Origin of the sequence: Corynebacterium doosanense CAU 212 = DSM 45436, assembly GCF_000767055.1 — a bacterium.
In the GTDB taxonomy this organism is placed as follows: domain Bacteria; phylum Actinomycetota; class Actinomycetes; order Mycobacteriales; family Mycobacteriaceae; genus Corynebacterium; species Corynebacterium doosanense.
In genome coordinates this window covers 1,847,336-1,867,526 of record NZ_CP006764.1, presented here as the reverse complement: position 1 = coordinate 1,867,526, position 20,191 = coordinate 1,847,336, and the positions used below count along the sequence as shown (strand labels likewise).

General features: G+C 68.0%; 20 protein-coding genes. 14 read left to right on the top strand and 6 right to left on the bottom strand.

All coding sequences use genetic code 11. The annotated features are described in order from the left end of the window. Positions 1–3 precede the first annotated feature (3 nt). Genes CDOO_RS09155 through CDOO_RS09145 form a run of 3 tightly spaced genes read left to right on the top strand, consistent with a single transcriptional unit; the run spans position 4 to position 2,606 of the window. Positions 4–825: an EamA family transporter gene (locus CDOO_RS09155; RefSeq protein ID WP_038573396.1), complete on the top strand. Its 822-nt coding sequence runs from the start codon at positions 4–6 to the stop codon at positions 823–825. Positions 826–837: 12 nt separating this feature from the next. Next, complete coding sequence (locus tag CDOO_RS09150) at positions 838–2,211, top strand: DNA polymerase IV (protein ID WP_018020886.1); 1,374 nt, start codon at positions 838–840, stop codon at positions 2,209–2,211. After that, positions 2,208–2,606, top strand: a complete 399-nt coding sequence (locus CDOO_RS09145) for a DJ-1/PfpI family protein (RefSeq protein ID WP_018020887.1) — start codon at positions 2,208–2,210, stop codon at positions 2,604–2,606. The genes CDOO_RS09150 and CDOO_RS09145 overlap by 4 nt, the downstream gene beginning before the upstream one ends. Here CDOO_RS09145 and CDOO_RS09140 read toward each other — a convergent pair. After that, positions 2,603–3,484, bottom strand: a complete 882-nt coding sequence (locus CDOO_RS09140; protein WP_018020888.1) for an asparaginase — start codon at positions 3,482–3,484, stop codon at positions 2,603–2,605. The two genes, CDOO_RS09145 and CDOO_RS09140, sit on opposite strands and share 4 nt — an antisense overlap. Before the next feature lie 99 nt (positions 3,485–3,583). Between CDOO_RS09140 and CDOO_RS09135 the strand changes: the two genes are divergently transcribed. Next, the gene (locus tag CDOO_RS09135; RefSeq protein ID WP_018020889.1) at positions 3,584–4,237 is read left to right on the top strand and encodes a WKL family lipoprotein; all 654 of its coding nucleotides are present in this window, start codon (positions 3,584–3,586) and stop codon (positions 4,235–4,237) included. A gap of 62 nt (positions 4,238–4,299) precedes the next feature. Here CDOO_RS09135 and CDOO_RS09130 read toward each other — a convergent pair whose 3' ends face one another. Next, positions 4,300–5,265, bottom strand: a complete 966-nt coding sequence (locus tag CDOO_RS09130; RefSeq protein WP_018020890.1) for a hypothetical protein — start codon at positions 5,263–5,265, stop codon at positions 4,300–4,302. Positions 5,266–5,394: 129 nt separating this feature from the next. On the opposite strand from CDOO_RS09130, the gene lspA reads away from it, so the two are divergent. From lspA to CDOO_RS09115, 3 genes are read left to right on the top strand one after another with little or no spacing between them, the layout of a single operon-like run. Then, positions 5,395–5,847, top strand: a complete 453-nt coding sequence (gene lspA / locus CDOO_RS09125) for a signal peptidase II (protein WP_018020891.1) — start codon at positions 5,395–5,397, stop codon at positions 5,845–5,847. Next, positions 5,837–6,763, top strand: coding sequence for an RluA family pseudouridine synthase (locus CDOO_RS09120; protein WP_018020892.1), 927 nt, complete (start codon positions 5,837–5,839; stop codon positions 6,761–6,763). The genes lspA and CDOO_RS09120 overlap by 11 nt, the downstream gene beginning before the upstream one ends. Next, positions 6,760–7,371 (top strand): RNA-binding protein, encoded by a 612-nt coding sequence (locus CDOO_RS09115; protein WP_018020893.1) that lies wholly within the window; start codon positions 6,760–6,762, stop codon positions 7,369–7,371. The genes CDOO_RS09120 and CDOO_RS09115 overlap by 4 nt, the downstream gene beginning before the upstream one ends. Here the strand turns inward: CDOO_RS09115 and rarD are convergent. Together rarD and CDOO_RS09105 are read right to left on the bottom strand one after the other, a co-directional pair. Further along, on the bottom strand, positions 7,368–8,228 hold the full coding sequence (rarD, locus tag CDOO_RS09110) for an EamA family transporter RarD (RefSeq protein WP_018020894.1): 861 nt from the start codon (positions 8,226–8,228) through the stop codon (positions 7,368–7,370). The genes CDOO_RS09115 and rarD overlap by 4 nt on opposite strands. A gap of 11 nt (positions 8,229–8,239) precedes the next feature. Then, a complete protein-coding gene (locus CDOO_RS09105) occupies positions 8,240–9,247 on the bottom strand; it encodes a hypothetical protein (protein ID WP_018020895.1) in 1,008 nt (335 codons plus the stop codon). A gap of 130 nt (positions 9,248–9,377) precedes the next feature. Here CDOO_RS09105 and dnaE point away from each other — a divergent pair, with 130 nt between their 5' ends. The 4 genes from dnaE to ilvA all read left to right on the top strand — a co-directional run bounded on the left by dnaE (position 9,378) and on the right by ilvA (position 16,121). Beyond that, on the top strand, positions 9,378–12,935 hold the full coding sequence (dnaE, locus tag CDOO_RS09100; RefSeq protein ID WP_026159210.1) for a DNA polymerase III subunit alpha: 3,558 nt from the start codon (positions 9,378–9,380) through the stop codon (positions 12,933–12,935). 29 nt (positions 12,936–12,964) lie between these two features. Continuing rightward, complete coding sequence (locus CDOO_RS09095; RefSeq protein WP_018020897.1) at positions 12,965–13,468, top strand: GNAT family N-acetyltransferase; 504 nt, start codon at positions 12,965–12,967, stop codon at positions 13,466–13,468. Between the two features lie 62 nt (positions 13,469–13,530). Then, positions 13,531–14,733, top strand: a complete 1,203-nt coding sequence (locus CDOO_RS09090) for a cobalamin-independent methionine synthase II family protein (RefSeq protein WP_018020898.1) — start codon at positions 13,531–13,533, stop codon at positions 14,731–14,733. Between the two features lie 107 nt (positions 14,734–14,840). After that, positions 14,841–16,121, top strand: coding sequence for a threonine ammonia-lyase IlvA (ilvA, locus tag CDOO_RS09085; RefSeq protein ID WP_018020899.1), 1,281 nt, complete (start codon positions 14,841–14,843; stop codon positions 16,119–16,121). On the opposite strand, the gene treZ is transcribed toward ilvA, so the two are convergent. Then, the gene (treZ, locus tag CDOO_RS09080) at positions 16,118–17,839 is read right to left on the bottom strand and encodes a malto-oligosyltrehalose trehalohydrolase (RefSeq protein ID WP_018020900.1); all 1,722 of its coding nucleotides are present in this window, start codon (positions 17,837–17,839) and stop codon (positions 16,118–16,120) included. The genes ilvA and treZ overlap by 4 nt on opposite strands. A 63-nt stretch (positions 17,840–17,902) precedes the next feature. Between treZ and CDOO_RS09075 the strand changes: the two genes are divergently transcribed. Genes CDOO_RS09075 through CDOO_RS09065 form a run of 3 tightly spaced genes read left to right on the top strand, consistent with a single transcriptional unit; the run spans position 17,903 to position 19,160 of the window. Continuing rightward, entirely contained in the window at positions 17,903–18,541 is a 639-nt protein-coding gene (locus CDOO_RS09075; RefSeq protein WP_018020901.1) for an IMPACT family protein, read from the top strand. A gap of 10 nt (positions 18,542–18,551) precedes the next feature. Further along, entirely contained in the window at positions 18,552–18,782 is a 231-nt protein-coding gene (locus CDOO_RS09070; protein ID WP_018020902.1) for a hypothetical protein, read from the top strand. Beyond that, positions 18,783–19,160 carry an RNA-binding S4 domain-containing protein gene (locus tag CDOO_RS09065; RefSeq protein WP_018020903.1) on the top strand — a complete coding sequence of 126 codons (378 nt, stop codon included), beginning with the start codon at positions 18,783–18,785 and terminating at the stop codon, positions 19,158–19,160. 32 nt (positions 19,161–19,192) lie between these two features. On the opposite strand, the gene CDOO_RS09060 is transcribed toward CDOO_RS09065, so the two are convergent. Then, positions 19,193–20,185, bottom strand: coding sequence for a GTP pyrophosphokinase (locus CDOO_RS09060; RefSeq protein ID WP_018020904.1), 993 nt, complete (start codon positions 20,183–20,185; stop codon positions 19,193–19,195). Positions 20,186–20,191 lie beyond the last annotated feature (6 nt).

The following is a 20,191-nucleotide window of genomic DNA, read 5'->3' as shown; positions in this document are numbered from 1 at the left end:
ACTATGACAAGGTTGGCTGCGCCCGCGGTGATGGTGGGCTCCGGGGTGTCGCTGTACTTGGGCGCCGCCATCGCGGTCGGGCTTTTCGACGTCTTTTCCCCCGTAGTCGTGGCGTGGTTCCGCATCGCGGGTGCCGCGGTCATCCTGCTGGCGCTGCATCGGCCGAAGGTGTCGCTGTTCGTGGGCGAGGCGGGTGTGCGCGCGGCGACCTACGGCATCATCACCCTGGCCATGAACATGACGTTCTACGAGGCCATCGCGCGGCTGCCCATGGGCACGGCCGTGGCCATCGAGTTCCTCGGACCCGTCGCCGTCGCCGCCGTGGGTTCGCGCAGCGTGCGCGACGTGGTGTCGCTGATCCTCGCGGTCCTCGGCGTAGTGATCATCAGCGGGGCCGTGTGGTCGGATTCCGCCCTCGGCCTGCTGCTGGCGCTGGCCGCCGGCGCGTTGTGGGCCGCCTACATCGTCGTGGGTTCGCGCATCGCGGGGGAGGCGAGCTGGACGTCGATGACGGTGGGCTTCACCTGGGCGGCGGTGCTCGCCTCGCCGGTGGCGCTGCTGCTGTGGCCGGCGTCGACGGGGATGGCCCCGGCGCCGCTGCTGGGCCTGGTCCTGGGGCTCGGGCTGCTGTCCGCGGCCATCCCGTACTCGCTCGATCAGGTGGTGCTGCGCATGGCCGGCTCGGCGTACTTCGCCGTCCTGCAGGCGATCCTGCCGATCGTCGCCGCGGTCATCGGCGCCCTGACTCTGGGGCAGTTCCTCTCCCTGGCGGAGATCCTGGGCATCACGCTGGTGGTTGCGGCCGTCGCACTGCGCAACCCGTAGTCTGAGGGGGATATGAGGCGCTGGGTACTGCACATCGACATGGACGCGTTCTTCGCGTCCGTCGAGCAGCTCACCCGCCCCACGCTGCGCGGCCGGCCGGTGCTCGTCGCCGGAGTCTCGGGCCGCGGGGTCGTGGCGGGCGCGTCCTACGAGGCCCGTAAGTTCGGGGCCCGCTCGGCCATGCCCACCCACCGCGCCGCCCGGCTGGTGGGCAACCGCGTCGTGCTTGTCTCCCCGCGCCACGCCGTCTACTCGGCCGCGTCGAGGCGGGTGTTCCAGGTGTTGCGCCAGCACGTCGACCTGGTGGAGCAGCTCTCGGTGGACGAGGCGTTCATGGAACCGGCGGAGCTGGCCGGCGCGGAGCCGGAGCAGGTGCGTGCCTGGGCGGAGTGGCTGCGCGGAGTCATCAGGGAGGAGACGGGGCTGGCGGCGTCGATAGGCGCGGGCTCCGGTAAGCAGTACGCGAAGATCGGCTCCGACGAGGCCAAACCCGACGGGGTGTTCATCTTTGATCCCGACCACGCGCTGGAAATCCTGCACCCCATGGCGGTGAACAAACTCTGGGGAGTGGGCCCGGTGACGGCCGCGAAGTTGGCGAACATCGGCATCGACACCATCGGCGATCTCGCGGCGTTGAGCCGGAAGGAGGTGGAGATCTCCCTCGGCTCCACGGTGGGGCTGGGGCTATGGGGCCTGGCACGCGGCATCGACGACCGGCCCGTCGCCCCGCGGGGGGAGGCGAAGCAGACCTCGGCGGAGCACACGTATCCGCAGGACCTGACGTCGAAAAGCGAGGTCGACGCGGCAGTGATCCGCAGCGCGCAGGACGCGCACCGCAGGTTGCGTCGCGACGGTCGTGCGGCCCGCACCATCACCGTCAAGCTGCGCATGTCGGACTTCCACATTGAGTCGCGCTCGGCCACGTTGCCCTACGCCACCGACGACCTGGACACCCTCACCGCGGTGGCGTTCCGCGTGACGCGCTATCCGGACGAGGTCGGGCCGATCCGGCTGGTCGGGGTGAGTTTCTCCGGGTTGGAGGAGACCGTGCAGGACGTGCTCTTTCCCGAGCTCGACCAGCACCGGCCTGAGGTGATCACCGACTTCGAGGCGGGAGTCACCGACGGTGTGCGGGAAGATCCCGAGGTGGTCGAGGACGTGTGGGAGGGCTGGCGCGCCACGCAGGACGTGCGCCACCCCGAGTTCGGGCACGGCTGGGTCCAGGGCGCGGGCCACGGGATCGTCTCCGTGCGTTTCGAGACCCGCGCCACCGGCCCCGGCTTCACCAGAACCTTCGCCGAGGGCGACCCGGACCTGCAACCCGCCGACCCCGTGGACTCCCTGGCGTGGGACGACTGGGTTGACACCGAGGAGGACGATGAATGACACGCATCGCGCTGTACTGCACCGACACCATGATCGACTCGACCTACGCCCACCTCCTCGTTGACCTCGCCCGCGCGGGCGGCGAACTCGTGCTCGTCGGCGACGGCCTGGACACGGTGCGCTCCCTGGGCGGCCTGCCCGTCACTCCGGAGGCGGACCTCGGCGCGGTGACGGCGCTGGGGGTTGATGTGCTGGTGGTGCCCGGGGCTGACTCCTATGTCAGGGGGCACGAGAGGCTGGTGAGGACACTGAGAGAGGTGAGGCTTAGGGGGATCCCCGTCGCGGCCATCGGCGCCGCATTAGTGCTTGAGCGCGCCGGGCTGGGGGAGGATCCGGCGGTGATCACCGACGACGATCCTGCCCGCTTCGCCGCCCGTGTTCTGCGCGCCGGCTAGAACACCTCGGCCGGATCCACACCCGCGGCCAGCGCCGAGGCCAGCGCGATGCGCGCCTGCCCGGCACTGAGCTCTCCGGCACCCAGCGCGCCGAGCTCACCCAGCGTCGCTCCGCCGCCGGCACCGCCGTAGGCCAGCGTCACCTCGCCGAAGGGCACCCGGGTGGCCACCACGACCGGGACACCCGCGTGCAGCGCCCGGGCCGCCGCCTCGCCGAAGCCGGTGGACATGTTGCCCGAGCCCAGGGCCTCGATGACCAGACCGTCCACGCCCCGCTCGACCGCCGCGTCGACGACCCAGCCGTCCGCGCCGGGATAGGCCGCGAGCACGGGCACATCAAGCGGGCCCAGCGGTGCGGCGGGCACGACGCGGCGACGGTCGTTCCACGCCTGGTTGTCGAAGGCGTCGAGATTCGCGGTGTGCACCTTGCGCACGCCGTGGGCGGGCAGGATGCGCCCGCCGAAGGCGACGAGCACCCCGGCGGACGTCCGGGCTGCCTCGACCGCGTCGCGGAGGTTGCCCGGCCCGTCGGAATCCGGGTGGTCGAAGGCCCGCTGCGCCCCGGTGAGCACGACGGGTTTGTCGGACTCGTGGATCATCGCCAGGGCCATGGCGGTCTCCTCCAGGGAATCGGTCCCGTGGGTGAGGACAATTCCGGTGACGGTGTCGTCGAGAAGCTCCTTCCGGACCCGGTCGATGAGGCCGTCGAGGTCGCGGAGGCTTATCGACGACGAGTCCAGGCGCAGGAGATCCGCGACACGCACGCCCTCCAGCTGGGCCGCGCGGACCAGCTCCTCGCCGGTGACGGTGGGGACGAGGGCGCCGGTGGGGTCGGCGGTGCACGCGATGGTGCCGCCGGTGGTGAGGAGCGAGATCATGCCTGTAAGGGTGCCACACCGGTGGTGGCGTGTACGCTCTTAACGTAATTCGATAACCTCAACTGCCCCGCGCGTCACGCGGGAAAGGAGAACACTTCCGTGAAGCTTCGTACCTTCGGCGCTGTGCTGGCTGCCACCGGCCTGAGCCTGAGCCTGGCCGCCTGCTCCGACAACGGTTCCGATTCGGAGGAAAAGAGCAGCTCGGCGACCTCGACCACCCAGTCGGCCGCCGCCGCGATGCCCACCGCCGCGGAACTGAACACCGTTCTCGCCACCGCCGTCGACCCGGCCGCGCCGATGGACCAGCGGGTCACCACCGTCCAGGGCGGCGAGACCGTCGACCCCGCGCTGTTCGACACCCTGTCCACCTCGCAGGTCGAGTCCGGCGCCCAGTTCCAGGTCGTCGACCCGGTGCTGCCCGGCTACACCCCGGACTCCGTGCTCACCACCGTGAACTTCACGCTGCCCGACCGCGAGCCGCAGGTCGCCGAGAACGTCGAGTTCGTCAACGAGAACGGCACCTGGAAGCTCTCCCAGTCCTGGGCCTGCACCCTGGTGACCAACACCGTCGCCCCCGAGCAGGTCCCGGCCATGTGCCAGGATCCGGCTGCTCCGGCTCCGGCGCCTGCCGCTGAGGCACCGGCCGCCGATGCTCCGGCACCGGAGGCTCCCGTCGAGGAAGCCCCCGCCCCGGAGGCCCCGGTCGAGGCTCCGGCTCCCGAGGCTCCCGTCGAAGAGGCCCCGGTTCAGTAGACCGGACACGAATGGCCCGCGCTCCCCAGTCAGGGGGAGTGCGGGCCGTCGTCGTCTCCGGGTCAGTCGAAGCTCAGACTGGTGGAGGCGTCCTGCACGATGCGCTGCTCAGAGCTGTCGGCGTAGACCACCCGGGTGGTGTAGGTGACGTCGCCATCCACCGGCAGGGGCTCGCCCAGATCCACGGTCAGCGAACCGGTCGAGGTGGTCGCCGAGCTCTCCACCGTCAGCTCGGTCTCGGCGGAGCCCTCCGCGCCCTCCACCCCGTCGAGCGAAAGCGCGCCCAGCGACGGGCGCTGCTGCACCTCAACACCCAGGTCAAGCACGTCGCCGTCGCGTGACTGCAGGGTGTAGGTGACGGTCTGCAGCAGCGAGTTGTCGCCGGCGACACGCGAATCCACCGTCCACGAGGCACCCTCGCCGATCTCCTCGTCGGGGAAGACCACGGGCAGGGACATCAGCGACATGATGGCCCCCTCCGCCATGGCGCGCCCGTCGTCGCTGGCATCCTCCGGGGCGCGCAGCTGCAGCGTGGAGACCTCGCCGGTGTCGTCGCCACGCCAGCCGAAGCGGAAACCCTCCGCCGAGCGCAGGTCCGGCAGCAGCGCCTGGTCGTCGATGGTGGCCGCGCCCACGGTGAACTCGGGCGCGCGGGTGGCCTCGCGTTCGCCGACGGCCGCGTCGCCGGCCTCGGTGGTGGAACCGGTCAGCGGCAGGACGATGGTCGATCCGCCGCCCAGCTGGCCGGAGGGGGCGTCGGTGACCACGTCCGCGGCGGTGGTGACGGACTGGGCGAAACCCTCCGCCACGGTCGCGGTGACGGACTGCTCCTCGCCGTCTGTGTCAAGGTCCGAGTAGGTCACCACCGAACGCTGCCCGCTGCCGGCGTCGACCAGGGTGACCCGCGGCGCGTCGACGGGAAGACCGACGGTCTGGCCGTCGGCTTCCGTCTCCTCCTGCGCCTGACAGGCGGAGAGCACGAGCGCAGCGCTGAAGATCAGGGGCAGGGAAAGAGTTCTGGTACGCACAGGGGCCAATCTATACACGGGGGAAGTGGAACCATGACCGGGGTGTGGGGAACAATGGCAGGCGTGAATACTGCTGAGCCGTCTCCAACTCGCGTTGACCCCCGGCCCCGCGGCCGCAACGCCGCCCTCATGGTCGCCATCGTCGTGGCCGTCGCGGCGGTGGATCAGGCCGTCAAGCAGTACATGCTATCCACCCTCGAGCCCGGCATCGCTCAGCCCGTCATTGGCGACTGGTTCCGCTGGCTGCTCATCTTCAACCCCGGCGCGGCTTTTGGCATGGGGGAGAACACCACCTGGTTGTTCACCACGATCCAGCTGGCGTTTGTCCTGGGCACGCTGGCCTCGGCCTACTTCATTCGGGACCGGCCCAGCGCGGTCGGCCTGGCGCTGATCGGTGGCGGCGCGCTGGGCAACCTGCTGGACCGTCTCCTGCGCGCGCCGGGTTTCTGGTTTGGCCATGTCGTCGACTTCATCTCGGTGGGCAACTTCGCCATCTTCAACCTCGCCGACGCCTCCATCAACGTCGGCGTGGCCGTGTTCCTCATCGCCATGCTCACCGAGGAGCGCCGCCATGCCGCGTGACGTCCGTCAGCTCCCCGTCCCGGAGGGCCTCGAGGGCATGCGTGTCGACGCCGCCGTCTCCCGCCTCTTCGGCCTCTCCCGCGGCGTCGCGGCGGATCTCATCACCGACGGTGACGTGCTTGTCGACGCCCGCGTGCCCGGCAAGTCCGACCGCCTGAACCCCGGCGCGCTCCTGGAGGTCACCCTCCCGGCACCGGAGGAACCGTTGCTCCCGCGCGAGGAGCACGTCGAAGGCATGGACATCCTCTACGCCGACGACGACATCATCGCCGTGAACAAACCCGTCGGCGTGGCCGCGCACCCATCGGTGGGGTGGGACGGGCCGACCGTCGGCGGGGGCCTGGCGGCCGCGGGTTACCGCATCTCCACCTCGGGCCCGGCTGAGCGCAAGGGCATTGTCCAGCGCCTCGACGTGGGCACCTCCGGCGTCATGGTGATCGCCGCCTCGGAGAAGGCCTACACCGTGCTCAAGCAGGCGTTCCGCGACCGCACCGTGGACAAGACCTACCACGCGCTGGTCCAGGGGCTTCCCGATCCGCTCGTCGGCACCGTCGACGGGGCGATCGGCCGCCACCCCTCCGCGGGCTGGCGCTTCGCCGTCACCTCGGCGGGCAAACCCGCGGTCACACACTATGAGGTCATCGAGGCGTTCCGAGAGGCCTCGCTCCTGGAGGTCCACCTGGAGACGGGCCGGACCCATCAGATCCGTGTGCACATGTCGTCGATAGGCCATCCCTGCGCCGGCGACCCGATGTACGGCTCCGACCCCGGCCTGGCCAAGCGTCTCGGGCTGGAGCGGCAGTGGCTGCACGCCGTCAAGCTGGGCATCACCCACCCGCGCACGGGCAGGTACATGGAGATCGAGGCGCCGTACCCGGAAGATCTCCACCACGCGCTGAACGTGGTGCGCGGGTGAGGCTCGACTCCGTTGATCGTGGTCGGCTCATCATCGCCGTGGTCGCGGTGGTGGCGCTGCTTGCGGGTCTGTGGTGGGCATCGCGTGACGACGCCACCTCCCAGCCCCCCGCCATCAACGGCGACATGCTGGGGCAGGTGGACGAGTCCTACGACCAGTACGTCGAGCGCGCCGCGGACACGCTGGCCACGGCCCCCGAGGGAGAGAAGGCGTTCGGCCTGGTCACCTTCGCCGAGCCTCTCGACGCAGCCCAGGCGGGGGAGCTCACCGCGGAGCTGGGGCGGGTCAACGCCATGCTCGTCGGTTTCTCCGCGCCGATGCCGCTGCCGGAACCGGTCGGCGGGGCCACCCGCGCGGAGGTCTACGAGCGGCAGTTCGGGGCTGTCGCCGATTCCCTGGCCGGCATCGGCAACGTTCCCGTGCCGCGCGAGCTCACCGCCGTGATCGCGTGGGATGAACCCGAGGCGTTCCGCGCGCTGGCGGGGGACGGGCGGGTCGCGGCCGTCGAGATGCTTCCCCCGGATGCCGTGTGGGGTGACTTCGGCGTGCGCCCCGTCGAGGTCCCGGGCGTGGACATGCTCGAGGTCGCCGCTCCTACGGCCGGTTAGGCCGGGCGGCGGGTGCGCCGGAAATTGAGCAGATCGGCGAGGTACACCGCCACCGCGATCCAGATGATGATGTAGCCGATCCACCGCGAGGCGGAGAGGTACTCGTGGGTGACAAACAGCGCCCACAGCATCTGCATGGTCGGTGTGATGTACTGCAGCATGCCTACCGTGGCCAGGGGAATCTTCTTCGCTCCCGCGCCGAAGAAGAACAGCGGTGCCGCGGTGACCACGCCGGCCAGCAGCAGGAGAGCCGTGTGGCCCGGGCCTTCCGAGGTGAAGGTGGACTCGCCTCTCGACGCCAGCCACACCAGGTAGATGACCGCCACCGGAGTCATGGCCAGCGCCTCTGCGGTCAGCGACGCCGCCGCGGACACGGTGACCCGCTTCTTGATCAGCCCGTAGAAGCCGAACGACAGTGCCAGGCCGATCGCGAGGTAGGGTGGCTGGCCCGTGAGGAACGCCAGCCAGACCACCCCGGCGGCCGCGATGATCACCGAGACGACCTGCCAGCGACGCAGGCGCTCGCCGAGAAAGAGCATGCCCAGCGCGATGGAGAGCAGCGGGTTGATGAAGTAACCCAGCGCGGCGTCGGCGACGTGGCCGGAGTTCACCGCCAGCACGTAGATGCCCCAGTTGACGGAGATGAGCAGCCCGGCCAGGGCCAGCCAGCCCCACTCCCGCAGGCCCGCGCGGCGCAGTTCACCCCACCCGCGGATGAGCAGGAGGACAATCACCATGAACAGCGCGCACCACACGAGGCGGTGGGCGAGGATCTCCAGCGGGCCGGCAGGTAGTAGCAGCGGGAAAAACGCCGGGAAGAACCCCCACATGAGGTACGCGAGCAGGGTGTAGACCATGGAAGGGGAGCCTACGCCGGGGGAATCTGCGGGGCGTAGTCCACCTCGAGGTCCATCTCCTCCTCAAACAGGCCGGGCAGATAGTGCTGGTCCGAGTACGGGGTCCGGGAGTCGATGTAGGTCTGGGTGTGATCGATGAGCCGCTGAGCTGCCCAGGCGCACCTGTCGAGTCGATAGCCCGTCGGCCACCCGTAGTTCTCGTACAGCGCTGTGAGCGTGGCCTCGATGCCCTGCCCGCTGACCAGCTCCAGTCCTGAGCGGGAGGTGAAGAATGCGAGGACCGTCTCCACCTCGGCGTGTTCGGCCCAGGGAGTGAGCCTCGCGAGCCGGCTCTGGGTCGGGGTCCAGTAGCTTTCGCTCTCGAACGGGCCGAAGTGGCCGAGGAGGATCCCCGCCCAGCCGGACAGGAGCGACCTCAGCCGCACAGTCGGTGGTGCGTGCACCAGATCCGGGAGGGCGAAGAAACGGGCGTAGGAGCGCATCGCGCCCTCGGATCTGATGTCCACCTCGTAGTGCGTCGAGTCCACACGGAGCGGGATGAAGAGCGAGACCGGCTGGGACACGTACTGAGGGGCGATCTGGATGCCGTCGAGGTGTGCGGAGCTGGACAGATGGTCGAACACCTGCTGGTGATCTTCCTCGCCATACGGAAGTTCGACGTCGACGCCGAAGTCGTCGAGGACAAAGGTTTCCTCGTCCTGTTCACAAATGAGACGGACGTCGGAAAAGTCGTAGGCGAAGATCGGCTGGCCTTCCGGGTTCACCGCGACGAGGGGAGAGGTGCCGGGGATCGGCTCCATGTCGAGGCGCTCCCAGTCATCGAGTGTCTGCATCGCGGAGGCGTCGGGGCGTTGGACAGCCAGCAGGGCCGCAGTCCGGAGCGGGAAGTTGCGGTGCCGGCAGGTGAGTTCGACGACACGAACGAGGCGTGCGATCTCGTCGGGTCCCGGGTCGTCGACGTCGTAGGAGAAGGTTTTGTCGAGGTCGGTGAGGATGAAGGCGGGGTCGGTGGTGGTCATGGCCCTCACCCTAAACACCGGGGTGGACACCGGGCGCGGCATTCATTCGAGCGCGTGTGCGAGGCGTCGAAAAGCGGCCTCACACTGGTGTAATTTACGGACGTCCCCCGCGCGGATAGGATGACCCGACATGGGGAAAAGTGGGTTCGTTCATCTGCATAATCACACCGAATTTTCCATGCTCGACGGCATGGCCAAGGTGGATCTGCTCGCCGAGGAGGTGCTCCGCCAGGGGATGCCCGCGGTGGGGATGACGGATCACGGCAACATGTTCGGCTCCAACGCGTTCTACCGCCGCATGGTGGACGCGGGAGTGAAGCCGATCATCGGCATCGAGGCGTACATGGCGCCGGAGTCACGCTTCAACAAGAAGCGGGTGACCTGGGGTAACCCGGATCAGAAGCGTGACGACGTCTCCGCCTCCGGCGCCTACCTCCACCAGACCCTGCTGGCGGAGAATGCCACGGGTCTGAAGAACCTGTTCTATCTCTCGTCCATGGCCTCGTACGAGGGCCAGCTGGGTAAATGGCCGCGCATGGACGCCGAGCTCATCGCCGAGCACGCCGACGGCATCATCGCCACCACCGGCTGCCCTTCCGGCGACGTGCAGACGCGCCTGCGCCTGGGGCAGTACGACGAGGCGCTCGAGGCCGCGGCGATGTGGCAGGACATCTACGGCAAGGACAACTTCTTCCTCGAGCTCATGGACCACGGGCTGTCCATCGAACGTCGGGTGCGTGACGGGCTGTTGGAGATCGGCAAGGCGCTCGAGCTGCCGCCGCTGGTGACCAACGACTGCCACTACGTGCTGGAATCCCAGGCCAAGGCGCATGAGGCCATGCTCTGTGTGCAGACCGGCAAGACGCTGCTGGACGCCGACCGCTTCAAGTTCGACGGCTCCGGCTACTACATCAAGTCGGCCGCGGAGATGCGCGGGATCTGGGACGACGTCGTCCCCGACGGCTGCGACAACACCCTCTGGGTCGCCGAGCGGGTGCAGGACTACGGGGAGATCTGGGAGGACCACACCCACGACCGCATGCCCATCGCCGACGTCCCGGAGGGGGAGACCCCGACGACGTGGCTGCACCACGAGGTCATGGCGGGTCTGCGCGAGCGTTTCGACGGCGAAGACGCGCCCGAGGAATACATCAAACGTGCCGAGTACGAGATCGAGGTCATCGACGGCAAGGGTTACCCGTCCTACTTTCTCATCGTCGCGGAGATCATCAAACACGCCCGGTCCATCGGCATCCGCGTCGGCCCGGGCCGTGGCTCGGCCGCCGGTTCGCTGGTCGCGTACGCACTGACCATCACGAACATCGACCCCATCGAGCACGGCCTGCTCTTCGAGCGTTTCCTCAACCCGGAGCGCCCGTCCGCGCCCGATATCGATATCGACTTCGATGACCGCCGCCGCGGCGAGATGATCACGTACGCCGCCGAGCGCTGGGGCGAGGACAAGATCGCGCAGGTGATCACCTTCGGCACCGTGAAGACGAAGCAGGCCATCAAGGACGCCGCCAAGGTCAACTTCGGCCAGCCCGGCTTCCAGATGGCCGACCGCATCAACGCCGCCCTGCCCCCGGCCGTCATGGCCAAGGACATCTCTGTCGCCGGCATCACCGATCCCGCCAACCCGCGCTACAACGAGGCCACCCAGGTGCGCACCCTCGTGGAGACCGACCCCGACGTGGCCAAGATCTACGAGACCGCCCGCGGCCTCGAGGGTGTTGTGCGCCAGGCCGGCGTGCACGCCTGTGCCGTGATCATGGCCAGCGTGCGACTTCTCGACCACATCCCCATGTGGAAACGCGCCGCCGACGGCGCCCTCATCACCGGTTGGGACTACCCGGCGTGCGAGGCCATCGGCCTGCTGAAGATGGACTTCCTGGGCCTGCGCAACCTCACCGTGCTGGGCGACGCCATCGAGAACATCAAGGCCAACCGCGGCGAGACCGTGCTTCTCGACGATCTGACCACCGATGACCCGGCAGTCTACGAACTGCTGGGCCGGGGTGACACCCTCGGCGTCTTCCAGCTCGACGGCGGCGGCATGCAGGAACTGCTCAAGCGCATGAAACCCACCGGCTTCAACGATATCGTCGCCTCCCTGGCGCTCTATCGACCCGGCCCGATGGGTGTCAACGCCCACCTCGACTACGCGGACCGCAAGAACGGGCGCAAGCCCATCGAGCCCATCCACCCCGAGCTGGAGGAGCCGCTCAAGGAGATCCTCGGGGAGACCTACGGCCTGATCGTGTATCAGGAGCAGATCATGCAGATCTCCCAGAAGGTGGCCAACTACACCGCGGGCGAGGCCGACGGATTCCGTAAGGCCATGGGCAAGAAGAAACCCGAGGTCCTGGCCAAGGAGTACGAGAAGTTCTCCCAGGGCATGTTCACCAACGGCTACTCCAAGGCCGCCGTCGACGCGTTGTGGGGCACCATCGAGCCCTTCGCCTCCTACGCATTCAACAAGTCCCACGCCGCCGGCTACGGGCTGGTGTCCTACTGGACCGGCTACATGAAGGCCAACTACGCGCCCGAGTACATGGCCGCGCTGCTGACCTCCGTGGGTGACAAGAAGGACAAGTCCGCCATCTACCTCGCGGACTGCCGGCACCTGGGCATCAAGGTGCTCCCGCCGGACGTCAACGAATCCGAACTCGACTTCATGGCCGTGGGCGAGGACATCCGCTACGGCCTGGGGGCGATCCGCAACGTCGGAGCGGAGGTGGTGGAATCGATCGTCGAGACGCGCAGGACCAAGGGTCACTTCACCTCCTTCGGGGACTACCTGGACAAGATCGACCTTCTGCCGTGTAACAAACGCATCACGGAATCGCTGGTCAAGGCCGGTGCCTATGACTCGCTCGGTCATCCGCGCAAGGGCCTCATGCTCATCCAGGAGGACGCGGTCGATTCGGTGCTCACCACTAAGAAGGCCGCCGACAAGGGGCAGTTCGATCTCTTCGCCGGTCTCGGCGGCGGGGACGCGCCCGAGGACAACGTCTTCGCCATCGAGGTGCCGGACCAGCACTGGGAGCGCAAGCACGAACTCACCCTGGAGCGCGAGATGCTGGGGCTCTACGTCTCCGGCCACCCGCTCGACGGTTTCGAGGAGGCGCTCAATGCGCAGACCAACACTCCGCTGACCAAGATCCTCTCCGGCGAGGTCAGCCACCAGCAGGAGCTGGTCATCGGCGGGCTGATCTCCAGCGTGGACCGGCGTTACTCCAAGAAGGACGGTTCGCCGTGGGCGATCGTCACCATCGAGGACCATCACGGCGCGCAGGTGGAGATCCTCGTGTTCAACAAGGTGTACTCGCTGGTCGCGCCCCAGATCGCCGAGGACAACATCGTCCTGGCCAAGGTGCACGTGTCCGTGCGCGACGACCGGATGAGCCTGTTCTGCGACGATATCCGCGTCCCCGAGCTGGGCCCCGGCAACGGTGCCGGGCTGCCGCTGCGCCTGACCATGCGCACCGAGCAGTGCACGATCGAGAACATCACCAAACTCAAGGACGTGCTGGTGCGCAACACCGGCGACGCCGACGTCTACCTCAACCTGGTCAACGGCGACGACTCCACGCTCATGGTGCTCGGTGAGCACCTGCGGGTGGAGCGCTCCGGCTCGCTCATGGGTGACCTCAAGGCGACGATGGGGCCGGGGATTCTGGGGTAGTTGCGGCGAGGGCGCTAGTGTCGGATGCCATGAGCATTGACCCGAAATTCTCTTTCCGCGAAACCACCGACGCCGACGTCACCTACGTCAAGCGCCTGAACTACCTCGCCGACGTCTTCGGCGACGAGACCGTCACCCCGGAGTCCGGGGAGTTTCTCGAGGGCATGTCGTTCTACGTGGGCAAGTGGGACCCCGAGAACGGCATCCTCGTCAACGACGATGACCTGGACAACCCCGCGGGCGCCGCGTGGTACATCTTCGGCGACGACGGGCACCACGGCGTGGGCTACGTGGGTGAGGACATTCCCGAGCTCGCCATCGCTGTGGAGACCCGCTACCAGCGCAACGGCCTGGGGGCGGAGCTCCTGCGGCGTGCGGCCGATCTCGCCGAGCAGCGCGGTTGCCCCGGAATCTCGCTCTGCGTGCACAACGACAACCCCGGTGCGCGACGCCTGTACGAGCGCGAGGGATTCGAGCTGGTGGGGGAGCGCGAGGAGAACTACGTGGCCATGAAGCGGACCTTCGGGGCATAAACCCCTCGGACTTGATACAGTAGACCGCACAGTCTATTCCAGACGTCCCGACAAGGAGATCCATGACCAACAAGATCCGCACCACGCACGTCGGCTCCCTGCCGCGCACGCCTGAACTCATCGAGGCGAACAAGCAGCGCAGCGAGGGCTCGATCGACGACGCGAAGTTCTTCGAGATCCTGCAGACCTCCGTCGACGACGTGGTCAAGCGTCAGGTCGACCTGGGCATCGACATCATCAACGAGGGCGAGTACGGCCACATCACCTCCGGCGCCATCGACTACGGCGCCTGGTGGAACTACTCCTTCTCCCGACTCGGCGGCCTCACCATGACCGACGAGGACCGCTGGGCCTCCGAGGAGATCGCCCGCTCCACCCCGGGCAACATCACACTCACCTCCTTCAAGGACCGCCGCGACCGGGTTCTCTTCGACGACGCCTACAACGACCCCGAGTCCGGCATCTTCACCGGCCGCGCCAAGGTGGGCAACCCCAAGTTCACCGGCGAGGTCACCTACATCGGCCAGGACGAGGTGGAGACCGACACCAAGCTGCTGCGTAACGCGATGGACAAGGCCGGCGCCACCGACGCCTTCGTCGCCGCGCTGTCGCCGGGTTCGGCCGCCCGACTGAAGAACGAGCACTACGACACCGAGACCGAGCTGGTCAGGGCCTGCGGTTCCGCGCTGTCGCACGAGTACAAGGCCATCACCGACGCGGGTTTCACCGTGCAGCTCGACGCCCCGGACCTCGCCGAGGCCTGGGACCAGATCAACCCCGAGCCCACCGTCGCCGACTTTCAGGACTGGCTGAAGATCCGCATCGACGCCATCAACGACGCCCTCGAGGGCCTGCCGCGCGAGCAGACCCGCCTGCACATCTGCTGGGGTTCCTGGCACGGCCCGCACTCCACGGACGTCCCCTTCGAGGACATCATCGATGTCATTCTGGAGGCCAAGGTCGGCGGCTTCTCCTTCGAGGGTTCCTCGCCGCGCCACGCCCATGAGTGGCGTGTCTGGCAGAACCGCACCCTGCCTGCGGGAACGCTGATCTACCCGGGCCTGGTCTCCCACTCGACCAACGCCATCGAGCACCCGCGCCTGGTCGCGGACCGCATCATCAAGTTCGCCGAGCAGGTCGGCCCGGAGAACGTCGTCGCCTCGACCGACTGCGGCCTCGGCGGGCGCCTCAACCAGCAGATCGCCTGGGCCAAGCTTGAGTCCCTGGTCCAGGGTGCGGAGATCGCCACCCGGGAACTGTTCTAGGTTGCTTATCGACGCCCCGTCCCAGCCCTTCCGGTGACCCCCACCGGATCGGTTGCCGGGGTCGTCGATACGCGGCCCTCCCGCGGGGGCGACTAGGGTTGTCCGACATGAGTGACGTTTCTTTCGAGCCGGTGCACGCCTCCGATATCCAGTCCGCGCAGGCACGTATCTCCTCGATCATCGATCCGACCCCGCTGCAGTACTGCCCGCGGCTGTCGGAGGAGACGGGTTACTCCGTCTACCTCAAGCGGGAAGACCTGCAGGACGTGCGCTCGTACAAGATCCGCGGCGCCTACTACGCCATCTCCAACCTCTCGGACGCCCAGCGCACGGCGGGCATCGTCGCCGCCAGCGCCGGCAACCACGCCCAGGGCGTGGCCTACGCCTGCCGGACCATGGGAATCCCGGGCAAGATCTTTGTCCCGTCCAAGACTCCGAAGCAGAAGCGCGACCGCATCGCCGTGCATGGCGGGGACATGGTCGAGCTCGTGGTCACCGGCGCCAACTTCGATGAGGCCTCCGCGGCCGCGCGGGCTGACGCCGAGGCCCGCGGCGCCACGTCCATCGAACCCTTCGACGCCCGGGACACCGTCATCGGCCAGGGCACCATCGCCGCGGAGATCCTCAGCCAGCTCACCGCGCTGGGCAAGAACCTCGATACCGTTGTCGTGCCCGTCGGCGGCGGCGGGCTGCTGGCCGGCGTGGCCAGCTACCTCGCGGACATGGCACCACGCACCGCCATCGTCGGCGTCGAACCCTCCGGGGCGGCCTCGTTGCACGCCGCGCTGGAGAACGACGGCCCCGTGACCCTCCCGGAGGTGGACACCTTCGTCGACGGGGCGGCCGTCAAACGCATCGGCGCGGTGAACTTCCACATCATCGAAGCCAATAAAGGCCGCCTGCACACGGTCGCCGCCGACGAGGGCGCGGTCGCCACCGAGATGCTCGACCTCTACCAGTCGGAGGGCATCATCGCCGAGCCCGCCGGCGCGCTGTCGGTTGCCGGCCTGCGCGAACTCAACCTCCCGGCCGGATCGACCGTGGCCTGCATCATCTCCGGGGGCAACAACGACGTCCTGCGCTACGCCGAGATCATGGAGCGCTCGCTGGTGCACCGCGGACTGAAGCACTACTTCATCGTCAACTTCCCCCAGGAGCCCGGCCAGCTGCTCAGCTTCCTCACGGAGATTCTCGGCCCGGAGGACGACATCACACTCTTCGAGTATCTCAAGCGCAACAACCGGGAGACCGGCGCCGCGCTCGTCGGCCTCGAGCTGGGCAACGCCGGGGAGTTCGACAGCCTGCTGGAGCGCATGGCGCAGTCGCGGATCGACTGCCGACACATCGCCCCTGGCACGCCGGAGTACGAGTACCTGGTCAGTACCTAGCGCCTGACCAGCACAAACTCCCACGGCCCCAAGCGGGTCTCGTCGGTACCGGCGGTGACGTCGCTGAAGGAGTACACCGCCTCGCCGCCGAAGGGCACGGTCTGCGGATCGGCCGAGAGATTCGCCAGCAGCAGGTGCTCCCCGGAGCCCATGGCCAGCCAGCGGTGCTCCTCGCCGCCGTGCTCGACACGCAGCTGACGCAGGTCAGGGTTGGCCAGCCGCAGAGACGTGCGCAGGGCAATCATCCGTCGATAAGCCTCGTGAATACGCAGCTGCTCATCGGTGAAGTCCCACAGCAGCTTCGCCGAGTCAAAGGTCTCGGCCGTGGTGGGATCGGCGATGTCCTCCTCCCGCCAACCCGCGCGGGAAAACTCACGCTTGCGGCCCTCTCGGGTGCCCGTCATGATCTCCTCGTTGGTGTGCGAGACGAAGAAGGGGAACGGCGTGGTGGCGCCGTACTCCTCGCCCATGAACAGCATCGGGGTGAAGGGGGAGAAGAGCACCACGGCCGCCTTGAGCACCTGCTGCTCGGGGGAGAGGTTCATCGACGGCCGGTCGCCCGCCGCCCGGTTTCCCGTCTGGTCGTGTGTCGTGGTGTACGTGACCAGCCGCCACGCCGGGGTGCGCTCCAGGTTCAGCGCGCGGCCGTGGGTGCGCCCGCGGAAGGACGAGTAGGTTCCGGTGAACCACCAGCCCTTACGCAGCGTCTCCGCGAAGACCTCCATGGAGGCGTAATCCGAGTAATAGGCGTGGTCCTCGCCCGAGACCAGGGTGTGCAGGCCATGGTGGATGTCATCGACCCACTGGCCCGCCAGGCCGTAACCGCCCGCGGCCTTCTCGGTGATCAGGCGCGGGTCGTTGAGATCGGACTCCGCGATGAGGGAGCGGGGGCGACCGTCGGTGGCGGTGAGCTCGTCGGCGACGGTCTGGAAGTCCTCCATGATGGAGAAGGCGCGGCGGTCGTCGAAGGAGTGCACCGCGTCGAGACGCAATCCGTCCACGTGGAACTCGTCCAGCCACTGGCGCACGGCACCGAGGGCGTAGTCGCGCACCTCGTCGGAGTTCTCCCCGGAGAAGTTCACCACGTCACCCCATTCGGTCGCGCCGCCGGTGGTGTACGGGCCGAACGCGCCCAGGTAGTTGCCGTCGGGGCCGAAGTGGTTGTAGACCACGTCGAGCACCACGGCCAGGCCGCGGGCGTGCGCGGCGTCGACAAATCGTTTGAAACCCTCGGGCCCGCCGTAGGCCTCGTGCACGGCGTACCAGTCGACGCTGTCGTACCCCCAGTTGCGGGTGCCGCCGAAGGGCTGGATCGGCATGACCTCGACCGCGTTGACACCGAGGTCCGCGAGGTAGTCGAGCTGCTCGATGGCCGAGTCGAAGGTGCCCCCAGCGGTGAAGGTGCCCACGTGCATCTCGTAGAGCACCATGCCGGCGAGTGAGCGGCCGGACCAGTTGTGGTCCGACCAGTCGAAATCCTCGGCGACCACCTCGGACAGCCCGTGGATCCCGTCCGGCTGCGAGCGGGTCCGGGGGTCGGGGTAGGTGGTGGACCACTCGTCGTCGACACACAATTCATACCCGTAACGCATCCCGGGTTCCGGGGCGACGGTGGCCTCCCACCAGTTGCCGCCGACGGTGTGCATGTCGTGGATCTGCTCGCCGATACGGAGGCGAACATCCTTGGCGAGCGGGGCCCAGACCGAGAAAGAGTTCATGTGCACCCAGGCTAGAGATAAAAGTCCGGGCATGCACCGCGAGTAGTCTCTGGGGAGATTGCCATGGAAACCACCTACCTGCTGCCCGAGCCGGGGCGTGACTTCACCCGCGAATGGGAAGTCAAACGCTCCCGCTTCATCGCCACCGCCCGCCGCGTCATGGACGAGACGCAGGCGCGTGCGTTCATCGACGAGGTCAGGACCACCTACCCCGACGCGCGCCACCACTGCTCCGCGTTCATCGTGCTTATCGACGACGTCCTGCCCGTGGAACGTTCCTCCGACGACGGTGAACCCTCCGGGACCGCCGGCCGGCCGATGCTGGAGCAGCTCAAGGGTTCCGGCCTGCTGAACATCGCCGTGGTGGTGACCCGGTACTTCGGCGGCATCAAACTCGGCGCCGGGGGACTGGTGCACGCCTACTCCGAATCCGTGGGGCAGCTGCTGCCGGAGATTCCCCGCGCCCGGCGCAGCCTGAGCGAACTCTACCGCGTCGACCTCGCCCACGCCGAGGCGGGCAGGCTCGAGTCGGAGCTACGCGACCGGGGCGTGGAGATCACCGACGTCGCCTACGGGGAGACGGCCGGTTACACCCTTGCGGTGGAGCCGGGCGGTTTCGGGAGCCTGTGCGACACCCTGGCCTCCCTCACCCAGGGTCAGGTGGAACCCCGGGAAATCGGCACGACCTGGATTGAAAGCTAGAATCGCATACATGACGCTTCAGCCCCGCCCGAACAACCCCATCCAGCACCGCAAAGACCAGGTGCGCAAGTACACCCGCAACGGTGTGGTCTCCGTCGCCGGCGGTGTCGTCGGCGGCGTGGCCCTGGCGTTCCTCTTCACCAACATCTGGCTGATCCTGGGCATGGTCATCGCCGTGGTTGGCGGTGCATACAACGCCTACAAGGTCAACCAGATCATCAACCACCGGGACGGCCAGTAATTGACTCAGCCTGACGGCAACCCCGTCCGCATCGACGCGTGGGTGTGGGCGGTGCGTTTGTTCAAGACCCGCTCCGAGGCCGCCGACGCCGTCCGCGCCGGGCACGTCAAACTCAACGGCGTCGCCACCAAACCTGCCCAGCAGGTGGTCCCGGGCGACCGCGTGCGGGTGTGGAAGGACCACCGCGAGCACGACCTGGAGGTGCTGGCGACGCTGCGCAAACGCGCCGGCGCTCCCATCGCGCGCACCTGCTACATCGATCACGCGCCGCCGCCCCCGCCGAAGGAGATCCTGGCGTCGATCCCGCAGCGCGACCGCGGTACCGGCCGGCCCACGAAGAAGGACCGCCGCGAGATGGACCGGCTCAGGGGTCTCTAGAGGAAGGCTTCTCGACGCCCCCCTGCCCGGCCCTACTGCCCCCGCGAACGAATCGACTTCAGACGCGCCCGCAGCCGGCGCGGACGCTGATCCGCGCGGTTTCCCGTCGTGCCCGTGCGCTCGATGTGCTGGTCACCGAAGCGTAGGAGTAGCAGGTCGTCGATGAGTCTGACCTGGCCCGGCGGGAAGCGGTAACGCATAGCCTCCGACACCGTCTCGATGTCCTTGACCGACAGCAGACTGGCCAGCTCGGAGACGGTGGTGACGCCGTTGTTGGTCAGCAGCTCCTCCAGCCAGCGGTAGTGCTCCGAGCGTGAACGGGGGAAACGGTTGGCCAGGAGCATGGCGAGGATGCCCGGCAGCGTTTCCGCGGAGAGCTCGACGTCGATGGGGTTGGTCCCCTTGTCTGGCGCGCGCAGGGCGGCGATCTGGTCGAACTGCTGGTCAGCCAGCTCGATGAGACCCGCGGCCAGGGTGAAGGCCCGGTCGACCTGCGGGTCGAGCTCGTCGGTGCCCTGCTTGTAGCGGATGTCGTGCTCGAACTCCGCCCAGGCGTGCTGGAGCACGGTGCGCACCTGCACCTCGAAGTGTTGGCCGACGTAGTGCGCCAGATCCGTGGACGACTCCGGCACCTCGAGGACGAGGTGGTGTGAGCCGTAGCCGAAGCCGCCGGCCACGCGGGTCTCCGCCGCCTTGTCCACCGAGCGGATCACCGTGAAGGCCTCCGAGAGCACCTCCAGGGCGAGGGGGATCTCGGTGGAGTGGAAGACATTGACCCGCACGCCGATGAGGTCGTGGATGTCCTCCCACGGGTTGGGGTAGTCGAGCTCCTTGCCAGTGCGTCGCCGGGCCTTGGCCTTGAGCGAGGGCCAGGACTTCACCCGCGCGCTCACGCGGTCGAAGGTCACACCCGCGTCCGACAGCAGATCCTCGATCTCGCCCTCGAAGTCCTCCGCCGCACCGGGATGGGCACGCACCCACTCGTGATACCGCGTGCCCAGCAGGCTGATGGTGTTGTCGGTCATTGAAGA

Excerpts from the sequence above, each read along its gene's own strand:
- CDOO_RS09155 (WP_038573396.1), top strand. The coding sequence starts at position 4 with ATGACAAGGTTGGCTGCGCCCGCGGTGATGGTGGGCTCCGGGGTGTCG.
- CDOO_RS09150 (WP_018020886.1), top strand. The coding sequence starts at position 838 with ATGAGGCGCTGGGTACTGCACATCGACATGGACGCGTTCTTCGCGTCC.
- CDOO_RS09145 (WP_018020887.1), top strand. The coding sequence starts at position 2,208 with ATGACACGCATCGCGCTGTACTGCACCGACACCATGATCGACTCGACC.
- CDOO_RS09140 (WP_018020888.1), bottom strand. The coding sequence starts at position 3,484 with ATGATCTCGCTCCTCACCACCGGCGGCACCATCGCGTGCACCGCCGAC.
- lspA (WP_018020891.1), top strand. The coding sequence starts at position 5,395 with ATGGTCGCCATCGTCGTGGCCGTCGCGGCGGTGGATCAGGCCGTCAAG.
- CDOO_RS09120 (WP_018020892.1), top strand. The coding sequence starts at position 5,837 with ATGCCGCGTGACGTCCGTCAGCTCCCCGTCCCGGAGGGCCTCGAGGGC.
- rarD (WP_018020894.1), bottom strand. The coding sequence starts at position 8,228 with ATGGTCTACACCCTGCTCGCGTACCTCATGTGGGGGTTCTTCCCGGCG.
- CDOO_RS09105 (WP_018020895.1), bottom strand. The coding sequence starts at position 9,247 with ATGACCACCACCGACCCCGCCTTCATCCTCACCGACCTCGACAAAACC.
- dnaE (WP_026159210.1), top strand. The coding sequence starts at position 9,378 with ATGGGGAAAAGTGGGTTCGTTCATCTGCATAATCACACCGAATTTTCC.
- CDOO_RS09095 (WP_018020897.1), top strand. The coding sequence starts at position 12,965 with ATGAGCATTGACCCGAAATTCTCTTTCCGCGAAACCACCGACGCCGAC.
- CDOO_RS09090 (WP_018020898.1), top strand. The coding sequence starts at position 13,531 with ATGACCAACAAGATCCGCACCACGCACGTCGGCTCCCTGCCGCGCACG.
- ilvA (WP_018020899.1), top strand. The coding sequence starts at position 14,841 with ATGAGTGACGTTTCTTTCGAGCCGGTGCACGCCTCCGATATCCAGTCC.
- treZ (WP_018020900.1), bottom strand. The coding sequence starts at position 17,839 with ATGAACTCTTTCTCGGTCTGGGCCCCGCTCGCCAAGGATGTTCGCCTC.
- CDOO_RS09075 (WP_018020901.1), top strand. The coding sequence starts at position 17,903 with ATGGAAACCACCTACCTGCTGCCCGAGCCGGGGCGTGACTTCACCCGC.
- CDOO_RS09070 (WP_018020902.1), top strand. The coding sequence starts at position 18,552 with ATGACGCTTCAGCCCCGCCCGAACAACCCCATCCAGCACCGCAAAGAC.
- CDOO_RS09060 (WP_018020904.1), bottom strand. The coding sequence starts at position 20,185 with ATGACCGACAACACCATCAGCCTGCTGGGCACGCGGTATCACGAGTGG.